The organism is Sphingobium sp. DEHP117 (genome assembly GCF_030867385.1).
Taxonomy (GTDB): Bacteria; Pseudomonadota; Alphaproteobacteria; order Sphingomonadales; family Sphingomonadaceae; genus Sphingobium.
Genome location: NZ_JAPFBJ010000002.1, coordinates 845,225 through 865,749 on the forward strand (window position 1 = coordinate 845,225; position 20,525 = coordinate 865,749).

The 20,525-nt window shown below is 57.6% G+C and carries 16 protein-coding genes and 3 pseudogenes; 12 read left to right on the forward strand and 7 right to left on the reverse strand.

The genetic code is table 11. The features are described 5' to 3' along the window. Positions 1-46: 46 nt before the first annotated feature. Together OOT33_RS11140 and OOT33_RS17900 are read right to left on the reverse strand one after the other, a co-directional pair. Entirely contained in the window at positions 47-772 is a 726-nt protein-coding gene (locus OOT33_RS11140) for a LysR substrate-binding domain-containing protein (protein WP_307750098.1), read from the reverse strand. 15 nt (positions 773-787) lie between these two features. Further along, a pseudogene (locus tag OOT33_RS17900) lies at positions 788-970 on the reverse strand (LysR family transcriptional regulator); the annotation flags it as partial. Positions 971-1,064: 94 nt separating this feature from the next. On the opposite strand from OOT33_RS17900, the gene OOT33_RS11145 reads away from it, so the two are divergent. Beyond that, positions 1,065-1,853, forward strand: coding sequence for an SDR family oxidoreductase (locus tag OOT33_RS11145; protein WP_307750099.1), 789 nt, complete (start codon positions 1,065-1,067; stop codon positions 1,851-1,853). Positions 1,854-1,951: 98 nt separating this feature from the next. On the opposite strand, the pseudogene OOT33_RS11150 reads toward OOT33_RS11145, so the two are convergent. Further along, positions 1,952-2,083, reverse strand: a pseudogene (locus OOT33_RS11150) (acetyl-CoA C-acyltransferase); the annotation flags it as partial. A 48-nt stretch (positions 2,084-2,131) separates the two neighbouring features. Further along, a complete protein-coding gene (locus OOT33_RS11155; RefSeq protein WP_307750100.1) occupies positions 2,132-3,127 on the reverse strand; it encodes an acyl-CoA dehydrogenase family protein in 996 nt (331 codons plus the stop codon). 121 nt (positions 3,128-3,248) lie between these two features. Between OOT33_RS11155 and istA the strand changes: the two genes are divergently transcribed. Beyond that, complete coding sequence (istA, locus tag OOT33_RS11160; RefSeq protein WP_307748224.1) at positions 3,249-4,772, forward strand: IS21 family transposase; 1,524 nt, start codon at positions 3,249-3,251, stop codon at positions 4,770-4,772. Beyond that, entirely contained in the window at positions 4,762-5,544 is a 783-nt protein-coding gene (gene istB / locus OOT33_RS11165; protein WP_307748225.1) for an IS21-like element helper ATPase IstB, read from the forward strand. Before istA ends, istB begins: the two co-directional genes overlap by 11 nt. Positions 5,545-5,612: 68 nt before the next feature. On the opposite strand, the gene OOT33_RS11170 is transcribed toward istB, so the two are convergent. Beyond that, positions 5,613-6,371 carry an acyl-CoA dehydrogenase family protein gene (locus OOT33_RS11170; RefSeq protein ID WP_307750101.1) on the reverse strand — a complete coding sequence of 253 codons (759 nt, stop codon included), beginning with the start codon at positions 6,369-6,371 and terminating at the stop codon, positions 5,613-5,615. A 251-nt stretch (positions 6,372-6,622) separates the two neighbouring features. Continuing rightward, positions 6,623-7,438, reverse strand: coding sequence for an enoyl-CoA hydratase-related protein (locus tag OOT33_RS11175; protein ID WP_307750102.1), 816 nt, complete (start codon positions 7,436-7,438; stop codon positions 6,623-6,625). Between the two features lie 103 nt (positions 7,439-7,541). On the opposite strand from OOT33_RS11175, the gene OOT33_RS11180 reads away from it, so the two are divergent. The 9 genes from OOT33_RS11180 to OOT33_RS11220 all read left to right on the forward strand — a co-directional run bounded on the left by OOT33_RS11180 (position 7,542) and on the right by OOT33_RS11220 (position 19,528). Then, on the forward strand, positions 7,542-8,702 hold the full coding sequence (locus tag OOT33_RS11180) for an AraC family transcriptional regulator ligand-binding domain-containing protein (protein ID WP_307750103.1): 1,161 nt from the start codon (positions 7,542-7,544) through the stop codon (positions 8,700-8,702). 284 nt (positions 8,703-8,986) lie between these two features. Then, the gene (locus tag OOT33_RS11185; protein ID WP_307750104.1) at positions 8,987-11,251 is read left to right on the forward strand and encodes a TonB-dependent receptor domain-containing protein; all 2,265 of its coding nucleotides are present in this window, start codon (positions 8,987-8,989) and stop codon (positions 11,249-11,251) included. A gap of 13 nt (positions 11,252-11,264) precedes the next feature. Beyond that, positions 11,265-12,485 (forward strand): serine hydrolase, encoded by a 1,221-nt coding sequence (locus OOT33_RS11190; RefSeq protein WP_307750105.1) that lies wholly within the window; start codon positions 11,265-11,267, stop codon positions 12,483-12,485. Further along, positions 12,485-13,741, forward strand: coding sequence for a serine hydrolase (locus tag OOT33_RS11195; protein WP_307750106.1), 1,257 nt, complete (start codon positions 12,485-12,487; stop codon positions 13,739-13,741). The genes OOT33_RS11190 and OOT33_RS11195 overlap by 1 nt, the downstream gene beginning before the upstream one ends. Before the next feature lie 38 nt (positions 13,742-13,779). Further along, a complete protein-coding gene (locus tag OOT33_RS11200; protein WP_307750107.1) occupies positions 13,780-15,033 on the forward strand; it encodes an acyl-CoA dehydrogenase family protein in 1,254 nt (417 codons plus the stop codon). Further along, on the forward strand, positions 15,030-16,097 hold the full coding sequence (locus OOT33_RS11205; protein ID WP_307750108.1) for a phosphotransferase: 1,068 nt from the start codon (positions 15,030-15,032) through the stop codon (positions 16,095-16,097). Before OOT33_RS11200 ends, OOT33_RS11205 begins: the two co-directional genes overlap by 4 nt. Before the next feature lie 11 nt (positions 16,098-16,108). Then, positions 16,109-16,885 (forward strand): glucose 1-dehydrogenase, encoded by a 777-nt coding sequence (locus OOT33_RS11210; RefSeq protein WP_307750109.1) that lies wholly within the window; start codon positions 16,109-16,111, stop codon positions 16,883-16,885. After that, a complete protein-coding gene (locus OOT33_RS11215) occupies positions 16,882-17,679 on the forward strand; it encodes an SDR family NAD(P)-dependent oxidoreductase (RefSeq protein WP_373690551.1) in 798 nt (265 codons plus the stop codon). The genes OOT33_RS11210 and OOT33_RS11215 overlap by 4 nt, the downstream gene beginning before the upstream one ends. A gap of 907 nt (positions 17,680-18,586) precedes the next feature. Next, on the forward strand, positions 18,587-19,528 hold the full coding sequence (locus OOT33_RS11220; RefSeq protein WP_307748849.1) for an IS110 family transposase: 942 nt from the start codon (positions 18,587-18,589) through the stop codon (positions 19,526-19,528). 31 nt (positions 19,529-19,559) lie between these two features. Here OOT33_RS11220 and OOT33_RS11225 read toward each other — a convergent pair. Then, positions 19,560-20,310: pseudogene (locus OOT33_RS11225) on the reverse strand (IS5 family transposase). Between the last annotated feature and the right edge of the window lie 215 nt (positions 20,311-20,525).

A 20,525-nucleotide genomic window follows, 5' to 3' on the forward strand; every position in this document is an offset into this window, starting at 1 on the left:
CCTTGCTGAGGCTTCCAAGAACAGGAATTCATCTGAGTCGATAGCGCTATAATCCATCATGTAATAGTGCCGATGCCGAGCTAAATCTGAAGAAATCGATCATCGCACGTAGCGGCGCGGACATGTGACGGCTCCCAGAATAATAAAGGTGAAAGCTTGAGCTAGGCTGGCACCATTCATCAAGCACTCGTACCAGACGGCCTGCAGCGATATGTTCCGCAACTACATCCTCAAGCATGTACGCGAAACCGGTTCCGTTCAGTGCAGCTCCAATGATGATATTCGTGTCATTAACTGTAATGGTGGACTCGACCCGAACCTCAAGAGCCTCGCCCGCGCGCTGGAACCGCCAACGATAGAGTGATCCATCATGCGTCCAGCGGTAGTTGATGCACCTGTGATCACGCAAATCGTGCGGTGTTTTAGGCGTGCCTCGCGCCGCCAGATAGGATGGGGAAGCGACTACTGCCACGCGCAGGTCTGGCGTCAACCGTACAGCTATCATGTCACCATGGACATGTGTGCCCGATCGGATTCCGGCGTCAAAGCCCTCCGCGATGATATCGGTCATGCTGTCATCAATCACCAGATCGAGCACAATGTCCGGGTAAAGGTGCGTAAACTGGCCTAATCTGGGAATAAGCACAGTCTCGGCCGCAAGCCGAGGCAAATTCAGACGCAATCGGCCGCGCGGGTGGTCGCTAAACGCCCCGACTTCTCTGACCGCATGCTCCATTTCCGTCATTGCGGGAACGAGTCGGCCGAGCAGCATGGTGCCTGCCTCTGTCGGCGCTACACTGCGCGTAGTCCTGTGCAGAAGTTTTGCCCCTAGGCGCTCCTCCAACGCTCGAATGATATGGCTGAGCGCGGATGGGGTAACACCTAGGCGAGCGGCTGCTTTGCGAAAGCTGCGCTCCTGCGCAACAGCGGCAAAGGCTCTCAATTCACCAAACTCAGATCCCCGCATCATTGCTGTGCTCTGCTCACTAGCCAGTAAAAATTATACTGCATTGTCTCAAGTAACGGCAAGAGCCAAGTGTGCTTGCTCGATAATCGCAGGAGGAATGAACGTGGCCGAAAATCAACTGAACGAAGCTGGATCGCTGGCAGGAAAAGTTGCATTGGTGACCGGCGGCGGTACAGGGATTGGGCGAGCAGCCGCGCTATCGTTTGCAAAGAAGGGTGCAACCGTTGTTGCTGCCGGAAGGCGACAGGCTGCACTCAATGCTGTTGTTGGAGAGATCGAAAGCGCAGGCGGCAAAGCGGCAGCGATAACTGCAGACATCTCGAAAGAAAATGAAGTGACGGCTCTGATAAAAGCTGTTGTTGAGCGGTTTGGCCGCCTTGATGCCGCTTTCAACAATGCCGCCACCACTGGCAATGGCCCAATTGAGACATTGACGACGGAGGTCTTTGACAGTGTGTTTGCCACTAATGTCCGCGGCGTCTGGATGCTGATCCAGCAAGAGATTATAGCGATGCGTACGCTTGGAAACGGAGGCGCAATCGTCAACACCTCTTCTATTGCAGCGACTGGCGGTAATGTCGGCCTATCCATCTACGGCGCGAGTAAGGGAGCGCTTGATGCGATGATCCGTCACATCGCGCTTGAGGTCGGGAGCGACGGCATCCGGATCAACAACGTCAGCCCCGGGCTTACCAGAACGCCAATGACCGCAGATTTCCCCGAAGAAGCATTCGCGGTCGTCGGCGGCCATGCGGCACTAAAGCGAGTAGCAGAAGCGGACGACGTAGGAGACGTCGCGGTTTGGCTATGCACAAACGAAGCCCGTTTCGTGACTGGCCAGAGTATACTCGCTGATGGCGGATACAATATCGCTGGTATGCGTTAATCCGCATCACATCAAAACGGCGCGGCGGCTGAGAATACTGCCGCGCCGACGACTGCCGATATTACAGGAAAAACCGCACAGTCCGATAGCGCGCTTGATCACAGCAGTTCGAATAAGCCAGTTGCCGCCATGCCACCACCGACACACATCATCACGACGACATATTCTGGGCCACGTCTCTTGCCATCGATATGAGCATAGCCGGTAATTTTCGCGCCAGACATGCCATGGGAACGGCAATCGAGATAGCTTGGGTGCCGGCCGAGGCAGGAGGCCAACTATGCGAACGCTTCGATCGGCATCTTTCGGACCAGGGTGCTATGCTGTGCCACGACCGAAAGCCAGCTTCGGGCTTGGGGCAAGTCGTTCTCGAAGAAATAGCGACATGCATGGTCAATCCCCATGTGAAATGGAGTTTCAGCCAGTTCAGCGGCAACCATTGCCTGATCGAGCCACAGCCAGGCAATCACGCCATGCCCGAACGCACGCAAGAACAAGGTTGCATCGTCGAATGTATTTGGCGCTTGCGCCTTCAATCCATCCAGAGTGTCAGCAACATTTTTCCAGAAGCTAAGCAACTCCCACGCGAATTTCTTGTAGCGACCAGCAGCTTGTGCGCGTTCAGACGTTTGCGTGATACGTGCTCTTAACAGTTCAATGGCTTTGCCGTCGGATAACAGCAGCTTGCGTCCAAGAAGATCGATGGCCTGAATACCCGTTGTTCCCTCGTGGATTGGGTTCAGGCGATTGTCACGCCACAACTGCTCCACATCGAAGTCGCGGGTGTAGCCATAGCCTCCGTGCACCTGAATAGCGAGATCGTTGGCAATTAGCCCGAACTCGGACGGCCAACTTTTCGCAACGGGCGTGAGCAGTGCAAGCAAAGCTTCAGCTTCATCGTCACTCTGGTCTACAAGGTTCGCACAATACAGGCAAAGCGCTAAGGCACCTTCGGCGTAAACCTTTTGCTGCAACAACATGCGGCGCACGTCTACATGTTCAATGATGGCAACCGGCGGACCAATCTTGTCACCTTGGGCGCGGCCCTGTGTCCGCTCCTGTGCGTAGCGGAGCGACTGTCGGTAGCCGCGATAGGCGAGTGCAGCAGCACCCATGCCAACAGAAATGCGTGCCTCGTTCATCATCGTGAACATTTGCCTCAGTCCCTGTCCCGGCTTGCCTATCAACCACCCGGTCGCACCTTCCTGCTCACCGAAGTTGAGGAGGCAGTTGGAAGTGCCGCGATTACCCATTTTGTGATTCAGCCCCGCCACCACTATGTCTGTTGATTGTCGCTGAGAGTTGACCCGGGAGGGTTATAAATTTCCACTGAGATTTGACCCATGTTGAACTCATCCCTGGCTTTGATGAGCGAGGGATCATGGAGTGTTGGACATGGCGTTATTGAGCATTATTCGGCGCTGGCATTTGCGCGATCATTTACCGATCCGGGAGATAGCGCGACGCACGGGACTATCCCGTAATACCATCCGTAAATATCTGCGTGCAGGGACTGTGGAGCCCCGGTTCAAGGTGCCGGAGCGGCCGAGCAAGCTGGATCCGTTTGCCGAACGATTATCGGCATGGCTGAAGCGGGAGATGGGACGCCCGCGCAAGCAGAAGCGCACGATGAAGCAGTTGCACGCCGATCTGGTCGCGCTGGGTTATGACGGTTCCTATGGCCGGGTTGCTGCCTTTGCACGAGCCTGGCGCGACGATTACCGGCAAGCGCAGCAGATGAGCGGTCGCGGCACCTATGTGCCGTTGGCGTTCGCGCCGGGAGAAGCGTTCCAGTTCGACTGGAGCGAGGACTGGGCGATCATCGACGGGGTACGCACCAAGTTGCAGGTGGCGCACTTCAAGCTCAGCCACAGCCGGGCCTTTCTGGTGCGGGCCTATTTGTTGCAGACGCACGAGATGCTCTTCGACGCCCATAATCACGCGTTCCGTGTGCTGGGTGGCGTTCCGCGCCGGGGCATTTACGACAATATGCGCACCGCCGTCGACAAGGTCGGGCGCGGCAAAGAGCGGACCGTCAATGCCCGCTTTCTGGCGATGGTCAGCCACTACCTGTTCGAGGCCGAGTTCTGCAACCCGGCAGCAGGATGGGAGAAAGGCCAGGTCGAGAAGAACGTTCAGGACGCCCGCCATCGCCTGTGGCAACCTGTCCCTCAGGCTGAGAGCCTTGATGCGCTCAACCTGTGGCTCGAACAGCGCTGCAGGGCCTTGTGGCAGGAGATACCGCACGGGATCGAGCCGGGTTCGGTCGCGGACGCGTGGGCCGACGAAGTGCAAAGCCTGATGCCGATGGGCAGGCTGTTCGATGGCTTTGTGGAACTGGGCAAGCGCGTCTCGCCGACCTGCCTCGTCCATCTGGACCGGAACCGCTACAGCGTACCGGCATCCTTCGCCAATCGGCCCGTGTCATTGCGGATTTACCCTGACCGTATTCTGGTCGCTGCCGAAGGTCAGGTGATATGCGAGCACCAGCGCATCATCGATCGGTCGCATCATCTGCCGGGCCATACTGTCTATGACTGGCGCCATTATCTCGCCGTCGTCCAGCGCAAGCCCGGAGCGTTGCGCAACGGTGCGCCGTTCCTCGAGATGCCCGATGCCTTCCGGCGGTTGCAGACGCATCTGCTGCGCACCCCTGGTGGCGACAGAGAGATGGTCGAGATCCTGTCACTGGTGCTCCATCATGACGAACAGGCCGTGCTGACTGCGGTCGAACGGGCACTGGAGGCTGGCGTCCCGACCAAGACCCATATCCTCAACCTGCTGCATCGGCTGCTCGACGGAAAGCCCACCGCTACGCCGCCGGTGACGGCACCGCAGGCATTGAGGCTGGTCAGTGAACCAATGGCCAATGTCGAACGCTATGATGCGCTGCGTCGGGAGACACGCCATGCGTCATGATCCTGCCAGTGGCGCTATCGTCGTGATGCTCCGAAGCCTTAAGATGCACGGTATGGCACAGGCCGTTACCGATCTCATGGCACAGGGATCGCCGGCGTTCGAAGCCGCCGTGCCCATGCTCTCACAGTTGCTCAAAGCCGAGACGGCCGAACGGGAGGTGCGCTCCGTCGCCTATCAACTCAAGGTCGCGCGGTTCCCGGCCTATCGCGATCTTGCCGGCTTCGACTTTGCCAGTAGCGAGATCAACGAGGCGCTGGTTCGTCAGCTCCATCGTTGCGATTTTATCGACGTTGCCGACAATGTCGTGCTGGTTGGCGGCCCGGGCACCGGAAAGACCCATGTCGCCACCGCGCTCGGTGTGCAGGCCATCGAACATCACAGGAAGCGGGTGCGGTTCTTCTCCACTGTCGAACTGGTCAACGCCCTCGAACAGGAAAAAGCGCAAGGCAGGGCCGGACAGATCGCTAATCGGCTCGTGCACTCCGATCTCGTGATCCTCGATGAGCTGGGCTATCTGCCGTTCAGTGCATCAGGCGGCGCATTGCTGTTCCACCTGCTCAGCAAACTCTATGAGCGCACCAGCGTCGTCATCACCACCAACCTCAGCTTCAGTGAATGGGCCAGCGTGTTCGGCGATGCCAAAATGACCACCGCTCTCCTCGATCGCCTCACCCATCACTGCCACATCCTCGAAACCGGAAACGACAGCTTCCGCTTCAAAAATAGCTCTGCCCAGCAGGCAAAACCAGAAAAGGAGAAAACATCATCTTGACCCACAGGACGTAACCGAAACATATATCCGAGACGGGTCACTTCTCAGTGAAAATCCCGGGTCAACTCTCAGCGACCATCAACAACCACTATGTCGTTTGGACGATCATCAGGAAGGCGCTTGGGGACTATGAAAAGGGAAATGCCTTTCGTCCCTTCGGGAAGGGTGCCGTCGTCCCTGACGATCTTGGCTAGCACAAGATGGACGATATTTTCGGTGGCGTTTTGGTCGCCGCCCGAAACCCACATTTTGTTGCCAGTCAGTCTATACCCAGCGCCGAGCGTATCTTCACCTTCCAGTATGGCCTTCGTGCGGATGTCGCCCAGACTCGAACCGGCCTGAGGTTCCGACAGGCACATAGTGCCGAGCCAGCGCCCCTCGATTTCGGGCAACGCGAACTGCCTGATCTGCTCCGATGTACCGAAGGTTGATATGAGCCGCGCATTGGCGGCCGTAAGCATCGCGTAATTGGCGGTCGCTATGTTTGCTGCTGAGAAGTTTGCTTGGATCGCGAGCGTTGCCGTGTAGGGAAGACCGAACCCGCCAAGTTCCTCGGGAAAGCTGCACCCGAACAACCCAAGCTCCGCGAAGCGTGCGAGTGCTTCTTTCACTGCGGGTAGGATGTGTACGCCGTCATCATGAAGTGCGGGTTCTTCAATATCGCTCTGTCGATAATGGGGAAGAAACGCATCAAGAGCGAGGCGTTGCGCGGTGGCGATAACCGCGAGCAAGGTCTCGCGTTCTTCTCCCCGGGCTATATTCAGCCAGTCGAAAAGATGGAATGCAAGTAAATCTGGTGAGGGCAGAATGTCGGAACCTATGCTCATGATGCTATTTCCGTATCTATGGAAGATCGGCGACAGACTTTGACGCACCGGGCTATAAACGCTGGTGGGTGGTCGGTGATCCACGCAGTCATATTGCTCGGGGCTGTTCTTGGACCACCACACATAGAATGTTGCTCCTGCTTTTTAGAGAAAAGGGATTAGGTGACTGCGTTCGAATAGGGGTGCGCTTGCTCGAACAATTTGTGGACTAGCAGATAGTGGGTGTCGCTTGGTATCGCTATGATTACCGGTCAGACACACCGCCCAAATATTGGGGGCCTTTTTTCTACAAATTCTGCAATCCCCTCGTGATGGTCGTCAGTGGCCATACAATGAATATGATGGTCGGCTTCCAGATTCATGCAATCTTCCAGCGGCGAAGTTACTGCGCGGTTCAGATTTTCCTTCATATACCCTAGCGCCGTCGCGGGACCCGCCGCCAGTCTGGCAGAGATGTCCGATGCCCGATCTGGTAGGTCTTCGGGCTCGCATGTCCAGTTGACCAAGCCAAGATCGAGTGCTTGGGCCGCCGGGATGCGATCCGACAAGAACATCAACTCGCGGGCCTTTGCGCTTCCGATCAGGCGTGTGAGAAAATAGGCAATCCCAAAATCTCCTGAGAGACCGACTGGCGCGAAGGCCGATAACAAGAAAGCGGAATTCACCATCAGTCGTAGATCGCAGGACAACGCCAGGGAAAGCCCGGCCCCGGCGGCGGGTCCGTTAACGACCGCCAATGTCGGTTTTGGCATTCGGTACAGGAGTCCAGCAGTATCCCGCTGCACGCGACACTGCCAACGGACACGCGTGTTGATGGCGTCCTCGTCGAGAGAAGCGCCCATCGCTTTCAAATCGCCGCCTGCACAAAACGCATTTTCCGCGCCCTGCAGAACGATGCATCGGACTTTGGAACTCGCCTCCGCGAAGCAAAGCTCGGCTTGTAGGGCTTCTGCCATCGCATCAGTTAACGCATTGCGCGCATGTGGCCGGTTCATCGTCAATATCAGAACCCCTTTATCGAGTTTGGAGGTTAGCTCAGCCGTTCCGGTGGACCGATAATCGTTCACATGCCCTGCCTTCAGATTCATTACTGGTACAATTAGTAGAAAATATTTGCGAGGTTTGTCAATTGTGCTAAGATGGTTGGCGGACGAGACAGGGCGGTGCAAAATGGGCAGAGCAGCAGGCATCGTTAAAATCGAAAAAGACCATGCGTCGGTTCAATCGAGCAATCTTTTTATGCGCAAAAGGACCACTGCAGTAAGGTCCTTGCCCTTCGGCTGGGCTGGCAAGTCTGCCGCCTTGGCTGCTGCCCGCGGCGCTCCCATTCTGGAACTGCTTAGGGCGGCGGGTGTTGGCGACTCCGAGCAATGCATTGCGGACGGAGACGCGCTGTCTGCCGCGCATTACATGTTGATGGGCGTTGGCACGATAAATCTGGTGGATGATGAGTTGCACGCGGTCTCACGCACCAAGATGCCGCGAGGTACCGTCTCCACAGGTCTCAGGATCATGGCGTCAGCACGAAGCCTGCGGACGGCAATAGAGTCCCTCACGAAATTTTATGCCTTGATCGGGCAGAACCAGAAGATCGAACTAGGCATATCCGGCTCAACGACACGGCTCGAACTCTCCGCAGATATATCTGACAGCCGGTACTCCGCCGCGATCGAAGAAATGATCATCATCTCCTTGCACTGCCAGTTCAGCTTCATTTTGGATCGTTTCCTGCCCGTGTGTGGAATCGTAACGCACGGCGATCACCCCGCCACCAATCTCACTCATCCCTATTTGGGATGCAAAGTCTTGCGCGGGCCGAAAACTGCTCTGATTTTTCCGACATCCTGTTTGGACCTTCAGCCTATCGCAAAGATAGGCGATACCCCCGTCACCGATGCTGTGCTGTACTGGCTCAAACAGATTGAGACACAAGGCTTCTCGCGCATTGGTTGTCAGACCTTGAAGCCCATCAGTGCCGCGGTATTCGAACGTTTGCGCGTGCGGGACGTATCCTACGGGGAATGTTGTCTAGAGCTTGGGTTCACCGGCGACGAATTGCGGCGAGCCCTGTGCGCGGAAGGAACCGGTTACCGGTCACTACGGCACAGTGCACTCCTGGAGCGACTGCGCCCGTATTTGGCGTCCAGAGCAAATATGGATGATGTCGCTCTGGATATGGGTTTTTCCGATGCTCGCAGTTTGCGCAGGAGCTTGCGGTCGGCATCAGGTATGTCACTGACAGAGCTGAAAGCGAGCATTGATTTGGTGACTTCCTGTCGCGATCCCTCCTTGATAGGCCATCTCAAGCATCAGCTGAATGCAATGGAATAAGGCCTGCTTGGACCGACAGAGCAGATCGCAGGATCGCGCATCGCCCGGGATTTGATTTTACCCCCAGAGCAAGAGTTTTATTTTGGAAAACCGCGCCGGTTGCTACCAGTTCTCTGAAAAGTGGGCTGAGCGCATTCCTGTCGCGGGTTGGCCATTTTCGTATGCGGCTTTAGGCAAAACCGTCCCCCCTCAAAAATAAACGGTCCTCGACTTGGATGTGAATGAACCTAAGCCAGTTCGCATCGTCGGACGCCGGCAAAGAGCGGCTAAATTGGAGGGGAGTTATGAAGCAGTTACCTATCGCGCTATCCGTATCGCGGTTCGCAATTAGTGCTGGCCTGATCGGGTCGTTGTTGGCAGCTGGCGCGCATGCGCAGACGGCAGGGAGCTCTACCCCGAAAGCGGTTGAGGATTCTGAGAACGGCATCGTCGATATTGTCGTGACGGCGACGCGTCGCGAAACTTCGCTGCAGAAGACGGGCCAAGCAATCTCTGTCGTTACAGGCCAGCAGCAACTGTTCACGGGCCGCCAAGGGTTGGACGACCTCCGGACATCGGTTCCGAACATAAACTTTGCGTCGACAAGCAATACCACGCAGCTTTTCGTTCGCGGCATCGGCAACACGTTCATCCAGGCGGGTGGCGATCCGGGTGTGGCGATCTATCAGGATTCGGCATATCTTTCGGATCAGACGACCTCGAGTGTCAGCTTCTTCGATGTTGAGCGGGTTGAGGTTCTGCGCGGGCCGCAGGGCGGTCTTTATGGCCGTAATGCTACGGGCGGCGCAATCAATGTCATCTCGGCCAAGCCCACGTCGAATACGACAGGGCGCATCTCTATGCTCGCTGGTAATTATGGTCGTCTGGAGAGTGAAGGCTTTGTGTCCGGACCGTTGGGATTTGCGAACACTGACTTCCGACTTTCTTATCAGATCCACCGCCTTGATGGATTTGTCCGCAATCTTTACAGGCCCAGCGTTGGTGATCCCGCGTACGGGGCGACTCCTGACCGCCTCGATGACATGAAATCCGATGCTGTTCGGTTCCAGACTGCGACGGAGCTTGGCTCCGGCGGCACGTTGCGCATCATCGTCAACCATTATCGCGAAGCGGACAATGGTCCCGCTCTCGCTGTCGTGCCGACACCCGGCTTTATCTATCCTGCCGAGGGGATCAATGGAGTTGTTCCGTCGAGCGATCCGCGGAATATCACCGTTGACGAGGGCAGCAACAAGATCCGCCTGACAAACGTCAATGTAAATCTTGACCAGCCGATTGCGGATGGCACGCTGACGGTTACCGGCAATTACCGTCGCTCGAAACAGGATTTCCTGAATGACTGCGATGGAACGGGCGTCAACAATTGCTCATTCCGGCGGGAAACATCGAGTAAGGACTATTTTGGTGATATTCACTTCGCCTCGTCGACCGCCGGCGCGTTCCGTTACCTCCTCGGCGCAACGTACACCAATCTGGACCAATATCAGCTGAGCAACGTGCATTGGGAGGTCCCAATGTTCTATCTTGGCGTTCCTGGAGATAACACTCCCTTTGATCTTCCGACGTTCGCCGGCGGTAAAATACGGTCGAAGTCCTGGGCGGTCTATGCCGATGTACGCTATGCCCTCTCCGACGTCTGGTCGCTGGTCGGTCAGGCCCGGTACACGAAGACCACTAAGAAGGCCGATGAGACTTTGCTCTTGCCGACCTTTGGACTTCTTTCTCCTCACTTTCCCAACGGTGTCAAAACCTCCGGTGTTCCTTTCAAGGTCGGCTTCGAAGGACAGCTGACGCCCGATATTTTGGTATATGGAAACTATTCAACCGGGTTGAAGGATGCCGCTATCAACCTCGGCGCCCAACAGGCGACGCCTGTCAAAAAAGAGCAGGTCAAGAGCTTCGAAGCCGGATTTAAATCAAGTTTTTTGGACCGGAAGCTGCAACTGAATGCTGCGGTCTTCAACAGTGATTACAAGAACCTTCAGATTTCCCAGCTAGTCGGTACTCTAATCGCGCTGACTAACGTTCCCAAATCTCGGATCAGGGGCGCCGAACTCGAGGTTGTCGCGCAGCCAATGTCGGGCCTGCGGTTTAATGCCAGTCTCGGTTATCTCGATGCCAAGCTCAAGCGTTTCTCTAACGCCCCGAACGTGCCCATCTATTTCCCTCCTTCGGTTTCCATTCCGCTGGCTGGCAAGCAACTGCCCTATGTTGCCAAATGGAACCTTACCTTGGGCGCAAGCTACCGTTTCGAGCCGACGGATAGCGTCGCGGTAGAACTGGGCGGCAACTATTATTATCAGAGCCGCATCTTCTTCAACGAGTTCAACACATCTGCCAACTCGCAAAAGGCGGTCGGCCGCGTTGACCTTACAGCCTCCATCGGCCCGTCGGACGACAAGTGGAAAGTCTATGGCTACATCCGCAACCTTACCAATGAGACGGTGCTGACGGGAACCACCATCTACGCAGGCCTTCTGGGAGCCGAGAAGGGCGTCAGCTATGCACCGCCGCGCAACTTCGGCGTCGGTTTCTCATACAATTTCTAGGTCGGATCCGGTGATGACTGCTGGAAGTGCGATACATATTCACGGTTTTTGCGATGATATTTTCAAGAATGTCCGTGAAGAATTTGCCGCAAACTTCGAGGAGCGCGGCGAACTTGGCGCAAGTCTGGCCATCTATCTCGATGGCAAACTGGTAGTCGATCTCTGGGGGGGCATCGCCGATACCTCCACAGGTTGCCCGTGGGAGGAGAGCACGATGGCCGTCGTGTTCTCCGCCACAAAGGGCATGGCTGCGATCTGCATGCATATGCTGGCGGACCAGGGGCTCCTCGAATTCGACAAGCCGGTCGCGGCCTACTGGCCGGAGTTCGCAGCCAACGGAAAAGAAAACATCACGGTCGCCATGGCGCTGAGCCATCAGGCCGGCGTCCCGGTCTGGCAGTTGCAGGATCTGCCGTCCGGTGCGTTTAATGACTTTGACTTCGTTTCGCGACTGCTGGCAGCCGAGACGCCGGTGTGGGAGCCGGGCACCGCGCACGGTTATCACGCCGTCTCCATCGGCGTGATCGAGGGCGAATTGGTCAAGCGCATTACCGGCCGCTCGATCGGTACCTTTCTGAGGGAGGAAGTGGCGCGTCCGCTCGGCGCGGATGTCTGGATCGGACTCCCGGAGGCAGAGGAGAGCCGGGTATCGACCAGCTATCTGAGTGATGGCAATCCGCAGTCACCGCTGACCCAAAAGTTGAACAGCGATCCAGGTTGGATTGGCTGGAAACTCATCACCAATGGCGGCGACGACCTCGCCTACACCAATTCGCGTGAGCGTCATGCAGCCGAGATACCTGCTTCTGGCGGGATCGCCTCCGCCAAGGGCCTCGCGCGCCTTTACGCCCCCCTGTCACTCGACGGATCAATCGATAACGTGCGGTTGGTGCAGCCCCAGTCGCTGCATGCGATGGGCGCCATCCGTTCGGCCTCGGATTGCGACCTGATCTTGCGAATCCCCACCACCTTCACGCTGGGTTTCTCCAAGTCATGGGGCGACAGACGGCTTGGCTCCGGCGAGTATATGATTCTCGGCCAAAATGCGTTCGGCACGCCAGGCATGGGCGGCAGCATGGGCTTTGCCGACACCGAAGCGCGTATGTCTTTCGGCTATGTGATGAACAAGCATGGCAGCGGTGTGGGGCTGAACGAGCGAGGCCAGAGTCTGATCGACGCAGCCTATCGAGCGCTGGGTTTCAGTTCGAGTGCACCGGGCTTCTGGGTTCGCTGATGCACGACACAAATTACAAGAGCTGCTGGGAAGGTAGATCGGTGAATGAGGCACAAAATGGTGTGCAGGGCATATGCGCGCCGGAATTCGCGCAAGTGGCCGCTGTCTTTGCCCGCAACTTCTCCGAGCATGGCGAGATCGGCGCGGCTGTCGCGATCCATGTGGATGGCAAGCCGGTCGTCGATCTCTGGGGCGGAATAGCGGATGCGGAAAGCGGGCGCCCCTGGAAGGAGGACACGATGGTCGTCGTGTTTTCCGCAACCAAAGGCATGGTCGCAACCTGCATGCATATGCTGGCGGAGCGCGGCCTGCTCGACTTCGACGAGGCAGTGGCCACTTACTGGCCCGAGTTCGCTGCCCATGGCAAGGAAAGCATTACGGTAGCCATGGCGCTCAGCCATCAGGCTGGCGTGCCCGTGTGGCGGAAACCCCTGCCGCCTTTCGCATTTCATGACTTCGATCTCCTTGCAGACCGACTCGTAGCTGAAACGCCGGCCTGGGAGCCAGGTACTGCCCAAGGTTATCACCCGGTCACACTCGGCGTAATCGAGGGTGAGCTGATCCGACGCATTACCGGGCGGACCGCCGGCACATTCCTGCGCGAGGAAGTGGCACGACCGTTGGGGGCCGATATCTGGATCGGCTTGCCGAAGGAGGAAGAGCCGCGGGTCGCGCCCCTTTATCTTGGGGAGCGTGATCCCAGCTCGCCAATGATGCAGAAGCTCTTAAGCGATCCGGATTGGTATGGCTGGAACTTCATCAACAATGTGGGCGGAGATCGCGAGAACGTCAATTCGAGGGAGCGTCGCGCCGCCGAGATACCTGCTGCGGGGGGTGTTGCGACGGCGCGAGGCCTTGCCCGGCTGTATGCCCCGCTCTCGCGGGATGGATCGGTCGACGATGTGCGGCTGGTGCGGCCCCAATCGCTGCACGCAATGCGCGCTATCCGCTCCGCCTCCGATTGTGATCACATGCTGCGCATTCCAACCACCTTCACACTCGGTTTTTCGAAGACGTGGGGCAGCCGACGGCTTGGCCCCGGCCAGTATGTAATCCTTGGACAGAACGCGTTTGGTACGCCGGGCATGGGCGGCAGTATCGGCTTCGCGGACACGGATGCACGCATGTCATTCGGTTATGTGATGAATCGTCATGGAAGCGGCGTAGGTTTGAATGAGCGGGGGCAGGGATTGATAGATGCCGCTTACAGATCACTGGGCTTCACCTCTGACCGGCCGGGTTTCTGGGTGCGCTGAGCGCCACCAGCTACAAATATCGACAGGGATGCGAATAAATGGATTTTTCCTTCACCGAGCGCGAAAGCCATTATCGGGACCGGGTCCGCGAATTCATGGACACCCAGGTGCGGCCGCAAAACCAAGCTCTTGAACAGGAGTTGGCCTCGGGAAATCGCTGGGAGCCGCTTCAGACCATTGAATCACTGAAGGTAAAGGCCAAGGCTGCGGGGCTTTGGAACCTCTTTATGCCGCCGACCAAAGATCATCAGGGAGCTGACGACGGCTTCGTTTTTACGGGTGAGCGGCTGAGCAATCTTGAATATGCGCTATGCGCCGAAGAGATGGGACGCCTTTATTGGGCACCGGAAGTGTTCAACTGCTCCGCTCCCGACACCGGCAACATGGAAGTGCTCTACCGCTATGGTACGCGCGCGCAAAAGGACGCCTGGCTGAAGCCGCTCATGGAGGGCGAAATTCGGTCAGCGTTTCTCATGACAGAACCGGACGTCGCGTCCTCCGACGCCACGAATATCCAGACGACGATCCGACGGGACGGCGATGAATATGTCATCAATGGCCGAAAGTGGTGGTCTTCGGGTGCTGGCGATCCACGCTGTCGGCTCGGTATCCTGATGGGCAAGACGGATCCTGGAGCGGACGTTCATCACCAGCAAGCCATGATCCTTGTCGATCTCAACACGCCCGGCGTCCAGATAAAGCGCCTCCTCTCGGTCTATGGATATGATCACGCGCCGCATGGTCATGCCGAGATAACATTGACCGATGTGCGCGTACCGGTCGAAAACCTCTTGCTCGGCGAAGGGCGCGGGTTCGAGATCGCGCAAGGGCGGCTCGGGCCGGGCCGAATCCATCATTGCATGCGCACCATCGGGGTCGCCGAGGAAGCGCTGGAGGCTATGACGAGGCGGCTCACCTCGCGCATGGCCTTCGGAAAACCGATCGGCGATCACTCGGTTTGGGAGGAACGGATTGCGCGTGCCCGCATCGATCTGGAAATGACGCGCCTCCTTTGTCTCAAGGCGGCCGATATGATGGACCGCGCAGGCAACAAGGCGGCTCGTGACGAAATCGCCATGATTAAGGTGCAGGCGCCCGAGATGGCTCTGCGAATTCTGGACGACGCGATACAGGCCCACGGCGGGGCAGGAGTGTCTGGCGATTTCCCCTTGGCAGCCGACTGGGCGGTAATCCGTACACTGCGCCTCGCCGACGGGCCGGATGAGGTTCACCGGCGCGCCATCGCTCGTGCCGAATTCAAACGGTATCGCAACGCTGGATCAAGGCAATGACCGCTGGCGACGCAGTTAGCGAACCAAATGGCCGGAACAATAGGGAATTTAGTGTTCAAGACCTCAACAGGTGGTTAGCCGACCATGCGCAGGGCGTCGCCCCCATAACGACTGTAACGAAGTTTGCGGGTGGTCAATCTAACCCGACCTATCGCGTCGATACGGAAGGTGCCACCGCCTATGTGCTACGCCGCAAGCCGTTCGGTGAGTTACTTCCATCCGCGCACGCGATCGAGCGCGAATATCGACTCATTGACGCGCTGCATCCCACCGGGTTCCCCGTCCCGCGCCCCCTTGCACTCTGTGAGGACAACAAGGTTATCGGCGCTGCGTTTTACCTCATGGAGATGGTCGAGGGGCGCACATTTTGGGATGGCACCTTGCCAGAGATAGCCTGCTCTGATCGCCGCCCGTTATACGAGGCGATGATCGATGCCCTGGCAGTGCTTCACAGCACCGATCATGTGGCCATCGGGCTGGAGGATTTCGCTGCTCCGGGAAACTATTTCGCGCGTCAGGTGGGGAGATGGACGAAGCAGTATCGCGCCGCACAGACGGACGATATCCCGGAGGTGGAACGACTGATTGAGTGGCTGCCGCGCAGCTTACCGGCCCAGGGACGTACCTCGATCATTCATGGTGACTATCGCATAGACAATCTGATTTACGCTTCCGACAGCCCGCGAATTGCCGCGGTGCTCGACTGGGAACTGGCGACCATCGGAGATCCTCTGGCAGATTTTGCTTACCTTGCCATGAACTGGATCATGCCTTGCGACGGACGTTCCGGACTTCTCGGCGTAGATTGTGAAAATGGGGGGCTTCCTACGCTTGATGATGCCGTCGCTCGTTACTGCACGGTGACAGATCGCGAAGGCTTACCGGACCTGCACTGGTATTTCGCCTATAATCTTTTTCGTCTGGTGGGGATCGTCCAGGGGATCAAGAGGCGGGTGGAAGCCGGCAACGCTTCCAGCGACCGAGCTGACGCAGCAGTGGCGGGTCTGATGCCTTTGGCGAAAGCCGCATGGAGCGAGGCTCGCAAGGCCGGGGCAACAGAATAAGGATACGCACTATGAAACTTTTCGAGCTGACCGGCAAGGTCGCGATTATCACCGGATCATCCAGAGGCATCGGTCGAGCCATCGCCGAGGTATATGCAGCTGCGGGCGCCAACATAGTGATCTCCAGCCGCAAGCAGCGCGCCTGCGAAGAAGTCGCTGCGGCTATCAATGCCCGTCATGGCGAAGGTCGGGCGGTGGCCATCGCTGCTTCTATATCGGACAAAAGCGCACTTGAAACGATGGTCGCCAAGACGCGCCAGACTTTCGGCAAGATCGATATCCTCGTCTGCAATGCCGCGTCCAATCCCTATTATGGACCCATGGCTGGTATCAGCGACGAACAATTCCGCAAGATCTTCGACAATAACGTGCTATCCAACCACTGGCTAATCACGATGGTGGCTCCGGAAATGATGGCGCGCAGAGATGGCGCCATCGTAGTTGTGTCATCGGTGGGTGGTCTGATCGGTTCGAACGTGATCGGAGCCTATCACATTTCCAAAGCAGCCGATCTTCAGCTCGTGCGCAATCTCGCAACCGAACTGGGACCGTTCAACGTGCGCGTCAATGCTATTGCGCCCGGCGTAATCCGGACGGACTTTGCCAAGGCGCTGTGGGGGGATGCAAAGGCGGAAGCCGAGCTTAGGCGCACCACGCCGCTAGGCCGCGTCGGCGAGCCGGTCGACATTGCGGGTCCCGCCCTGCTTCTCGCTTCGCAGGCTGGCGCATTCATCAATGGTCAAGCCATCGTTGTCGACGGGGGTAAAACCGTCAATGGCAATATATGATGGGCGCTTTCGAGAATAAGAGCATTCTTGTCACCGGAGCCGGATCCGGAATCGGCAGAGCTACGGCCCATCTCTTTGCGGCTGAAGGTGCTGGTGTATTGGCCGTCGACATTAGCTGCGACGTGGAAGAGACGGCTGCCGGTCACGAGAGGATCGTCGCCATGCGCGGCGACGCGGGCCATGAACCGGATGTCATTGCGATGATCGCCGCCACTGCCACGTTCAACGGCGGTGTTGATGTGATCTGTGCGAACGCTGGCGTGAGCGGGGGGCCAGAAGGTCTCTTCGACCAAGCCGCAGCAGATTGGGAAGCGCTGTTGCGGGTCAATCTCATTGGCCCTTTCCTCGCAATCAAACATGGTGCGAGAGCGATGATCGAGGCAGGCCGCATAGGGGCGATCGTCTGCACAGCATCGGTTGCTGGATTGCGCGCGGGAGCGGGCGGACCTGCCTATTCGGCATCCAAGGCAGGTGTTATCAATCTGGCGCAAACTGCGGCACAGCAGCTCGCAGGAACCGGAATACGCGTCAACGCAGTATGTCCTGGCCTGATCGAGACTGGCATGACCCAGCCGATATATGAGCGCGCCCGCGCCAAGCATCGCGAAGACCGGATCGGCCAACTCAACCCGCTGCGGCGCGGCGGTTCACCTGTGGAGATCGCCAGTGCCATCGCATTCCTTGCGTCCGATGCGGCCAGCTATGTCAATGGCCATGCCCTCGTAGTCGATGCTGGTCTTTCAACGTCTCACCCCTTCGCGAAGCCGCTAGACCGGAGTGAAACGACTTTCTGACAGGGACATTTTATGATCCAGACCAAGCTGCACGACGATGTCTTGGAGTTCGTCATTGCTCACCCCCCCTGTCAACGAAATAGGTAGCCAACAATCGCCGATGCACTTGAGACTGCGAGCAGCGACGATACCGTAAAGGCGATCGTCTTCCGGGGAGGCACCAGATTGTGCTCTGCCCTCACCTTGGCCACTCTGCGGCGAGACGATTGATCTATCTATCAGCCTATGCCCGGAAGGTCCGGTCACAATCGGCGGAAAACTCCTTCACCAATTTGCGCCGCACGATCTCGGCTCGGCTATACGGAGTGGTTCGGGCATTCTTGTGGATGTTCATCCGGTCGGTCCTCCAGTGCTGACGTCTCGCAGCCTCAGTCTGGTCCGGTCCGCCGGATGAACAACCTCCTGAAAGCTCACAGCTAGCCAAATTTACCCTAACCGGAGACCGGAGTTAGAACCGCAGTCACGCGGCGGTTCAAATCGACAGGTAAAGTGGGGGATAAAATCTGCTTAGCAGAGCCATGGAGCCGGAGGCGTGCGTAGCGCCGTTACTTCAAGGGGCTCCTATCAGCAGGTTCTGCCGAGAGCGCGCTGCGCTAAATCTGACGCAAGACGCGCGCTCTATCTTTTTGTTGTCGCATCCTTTTGGCGCAAAACCGGTTCCCACCCTTCGACAAGCTCAGGACAGGCTTTTGCGCACGATGCTTGTCTTATGACATTGTGGTCCGTTTGGGCCAGAATGATTTGCCCGATCCGGGGTGGCCACCCCGGATCGGGCGGAAGGGGACGGATCGCGCATCGATGCCGGTCAGCAGGACCGGGTTAGAGTTGGATCGCCCCTTTCTTTTCCATCAGGCCCGAACGGATACCGGGGCTTTCGGCCCGGATGACAAGCATGGGAGCGGAAAAGATGAACTCAGTTCTACCACAAAACATCGGCATCGACATCTCCAAAGCGAGCCTTGATTGCCATGCCCGCCCGGCTGGAATTGGCCGGCAGTTCGCCAATACGAAGAAGGGCTATGCTGCACTGATCAAATGGATCGCACAGTGGCACGTCGAACGCATCGCTTACGAGGCAACCGGCGTCTACCACCGTGCCTTCGAACAGGCTCTGGTGGGCTGTCCGCTCGTGCGGATCAACCCCGAACGCGCGCGGCGATTTGCTCAGGCAACAGGTACGCTTGCCAAGACCGACACGATCGACGCCGCCATGCTCGCGCTGATGGCCGAGGCACTCAAGCCCGCTCCCCGCCCAGAACGAGCACAAAACCTCAACCAGTTGGCCGAACTTGTGAACGCCCGTGATGGCTTGGTGCGCGATCGTACCGCGCTCAAGAACCGCGAAAAGAACCTCACCCTCCCCTTGTTGAAGCGTCAAGCCAAGCAAAGGCTCGAACAGATTGCCCGCCATATCGATGCAATCGATGCCATGGCTCAGAAAATCATCCAGGCCGATCCGGAACTCGTCCGCAAGCAGGAAATCATCGCCAGCATCAGCGGCGTCGGTATCCTCACTGCAGCGCAGCTCATCGCAACCATGCCCGAGCTCGGTAGCCTCGAAAACAAGCAGGCCGCATCGCTCGCCGGCCTCGCCCCCGTCGCAAGGCAGTCAGGGCAATGGAAAGGCAAGTGCTTCATCCGCGGAGGGCGCGCTAACGTCCGACAGGCGCTCTACATGCCGGCCCTCGTCGCCGCCCGCTTCAACCCAGACCTCAGCGCCAAATACAAACAGCTCATCGCCGCCGGAAAACCCGCAAAGGTCGCCATCACAACCGTCATGCGAAAACTCATCGTCACCGCTAACGCTCTCATCAAGGCAGACCGCGTATGGGTCAAATCCCTCCCTTGACCATCACGGATACTCTAGGGGCTGTTGAGATTCAGCGTGAGTTGATTACGGCTGAGCAGAGCTGGATCAGCGCGGAGAAGCTCTGATCGGTTTTACAGGCGCGCATGGCGATGCGCTTGAACTCTTTGAGCTTGCAGAAAAAGTTTTCGATGAGATGTCGCCACTTGTACATCTCCAGATCGATTTTAACGGGACTGGTCCGTTGCGGCATCTGTGAGATGACGACCTTCGCCCCGCGCTGGTTCAGTTCGTCGATGATCCAGTTGGAATCATAGGCCTTGTCACCAGCAGCGCGCCCAGTTCGATGCCTTCGATGAGTGGTGCGACGCCGTGAGTATCCCAGCGATTGCCGGGTAGCAGCACAAAGCGGACAAGGTTGCCAAGCGCATCGGTAAGCGCGACTATTTTGGTCGTCCAGCCGCCCTTCGACTTGCCTATAGCCTGGCTTTGAGTCCCCCTTTTGCGCCGTGGCCGTGCCGGTGAACCTTGACAATGGTGGCATCGACCATGGCGTATTCCATGTCGGGCTCCTCCGACAAGGCATCGAAAATCCGCTTGAAAACATCGGCTTCCCGCCAATCGCGAAACCGCCGGAACGCCGTGCTCCAGTTGCCGAACAGGGCTGGCAGGTCACGCCACGGACTACCCGTCCGGACAATCCATAGCACAGCCTCCATGAACAGCCGGTTGTCCCTTCCGCTACGCCCCGGGTCAGTCGGCTTGCCCAGACAGTGTGGTTCCATCTTTGCCCACTGGGCGTTGGTCAGTACAAAACGTTCCATCCGGAGTGTGAATCACATCTCACTCCAAATGGAAATCCTGAATCCCCACAAACCTTAGTGGGCAACAGCGGCTCAATCACGCGCCACTCGAAGTCGGTCAGGTTGTATCGACTCATGCCACTCCTGAATCAGAGTTTAGCGCGATGTCGAAGCTGCGATGGCATCACGTCATGGCAACATCAGCTTGAAAGTACGCCGCCGTCAGGATATCCGAC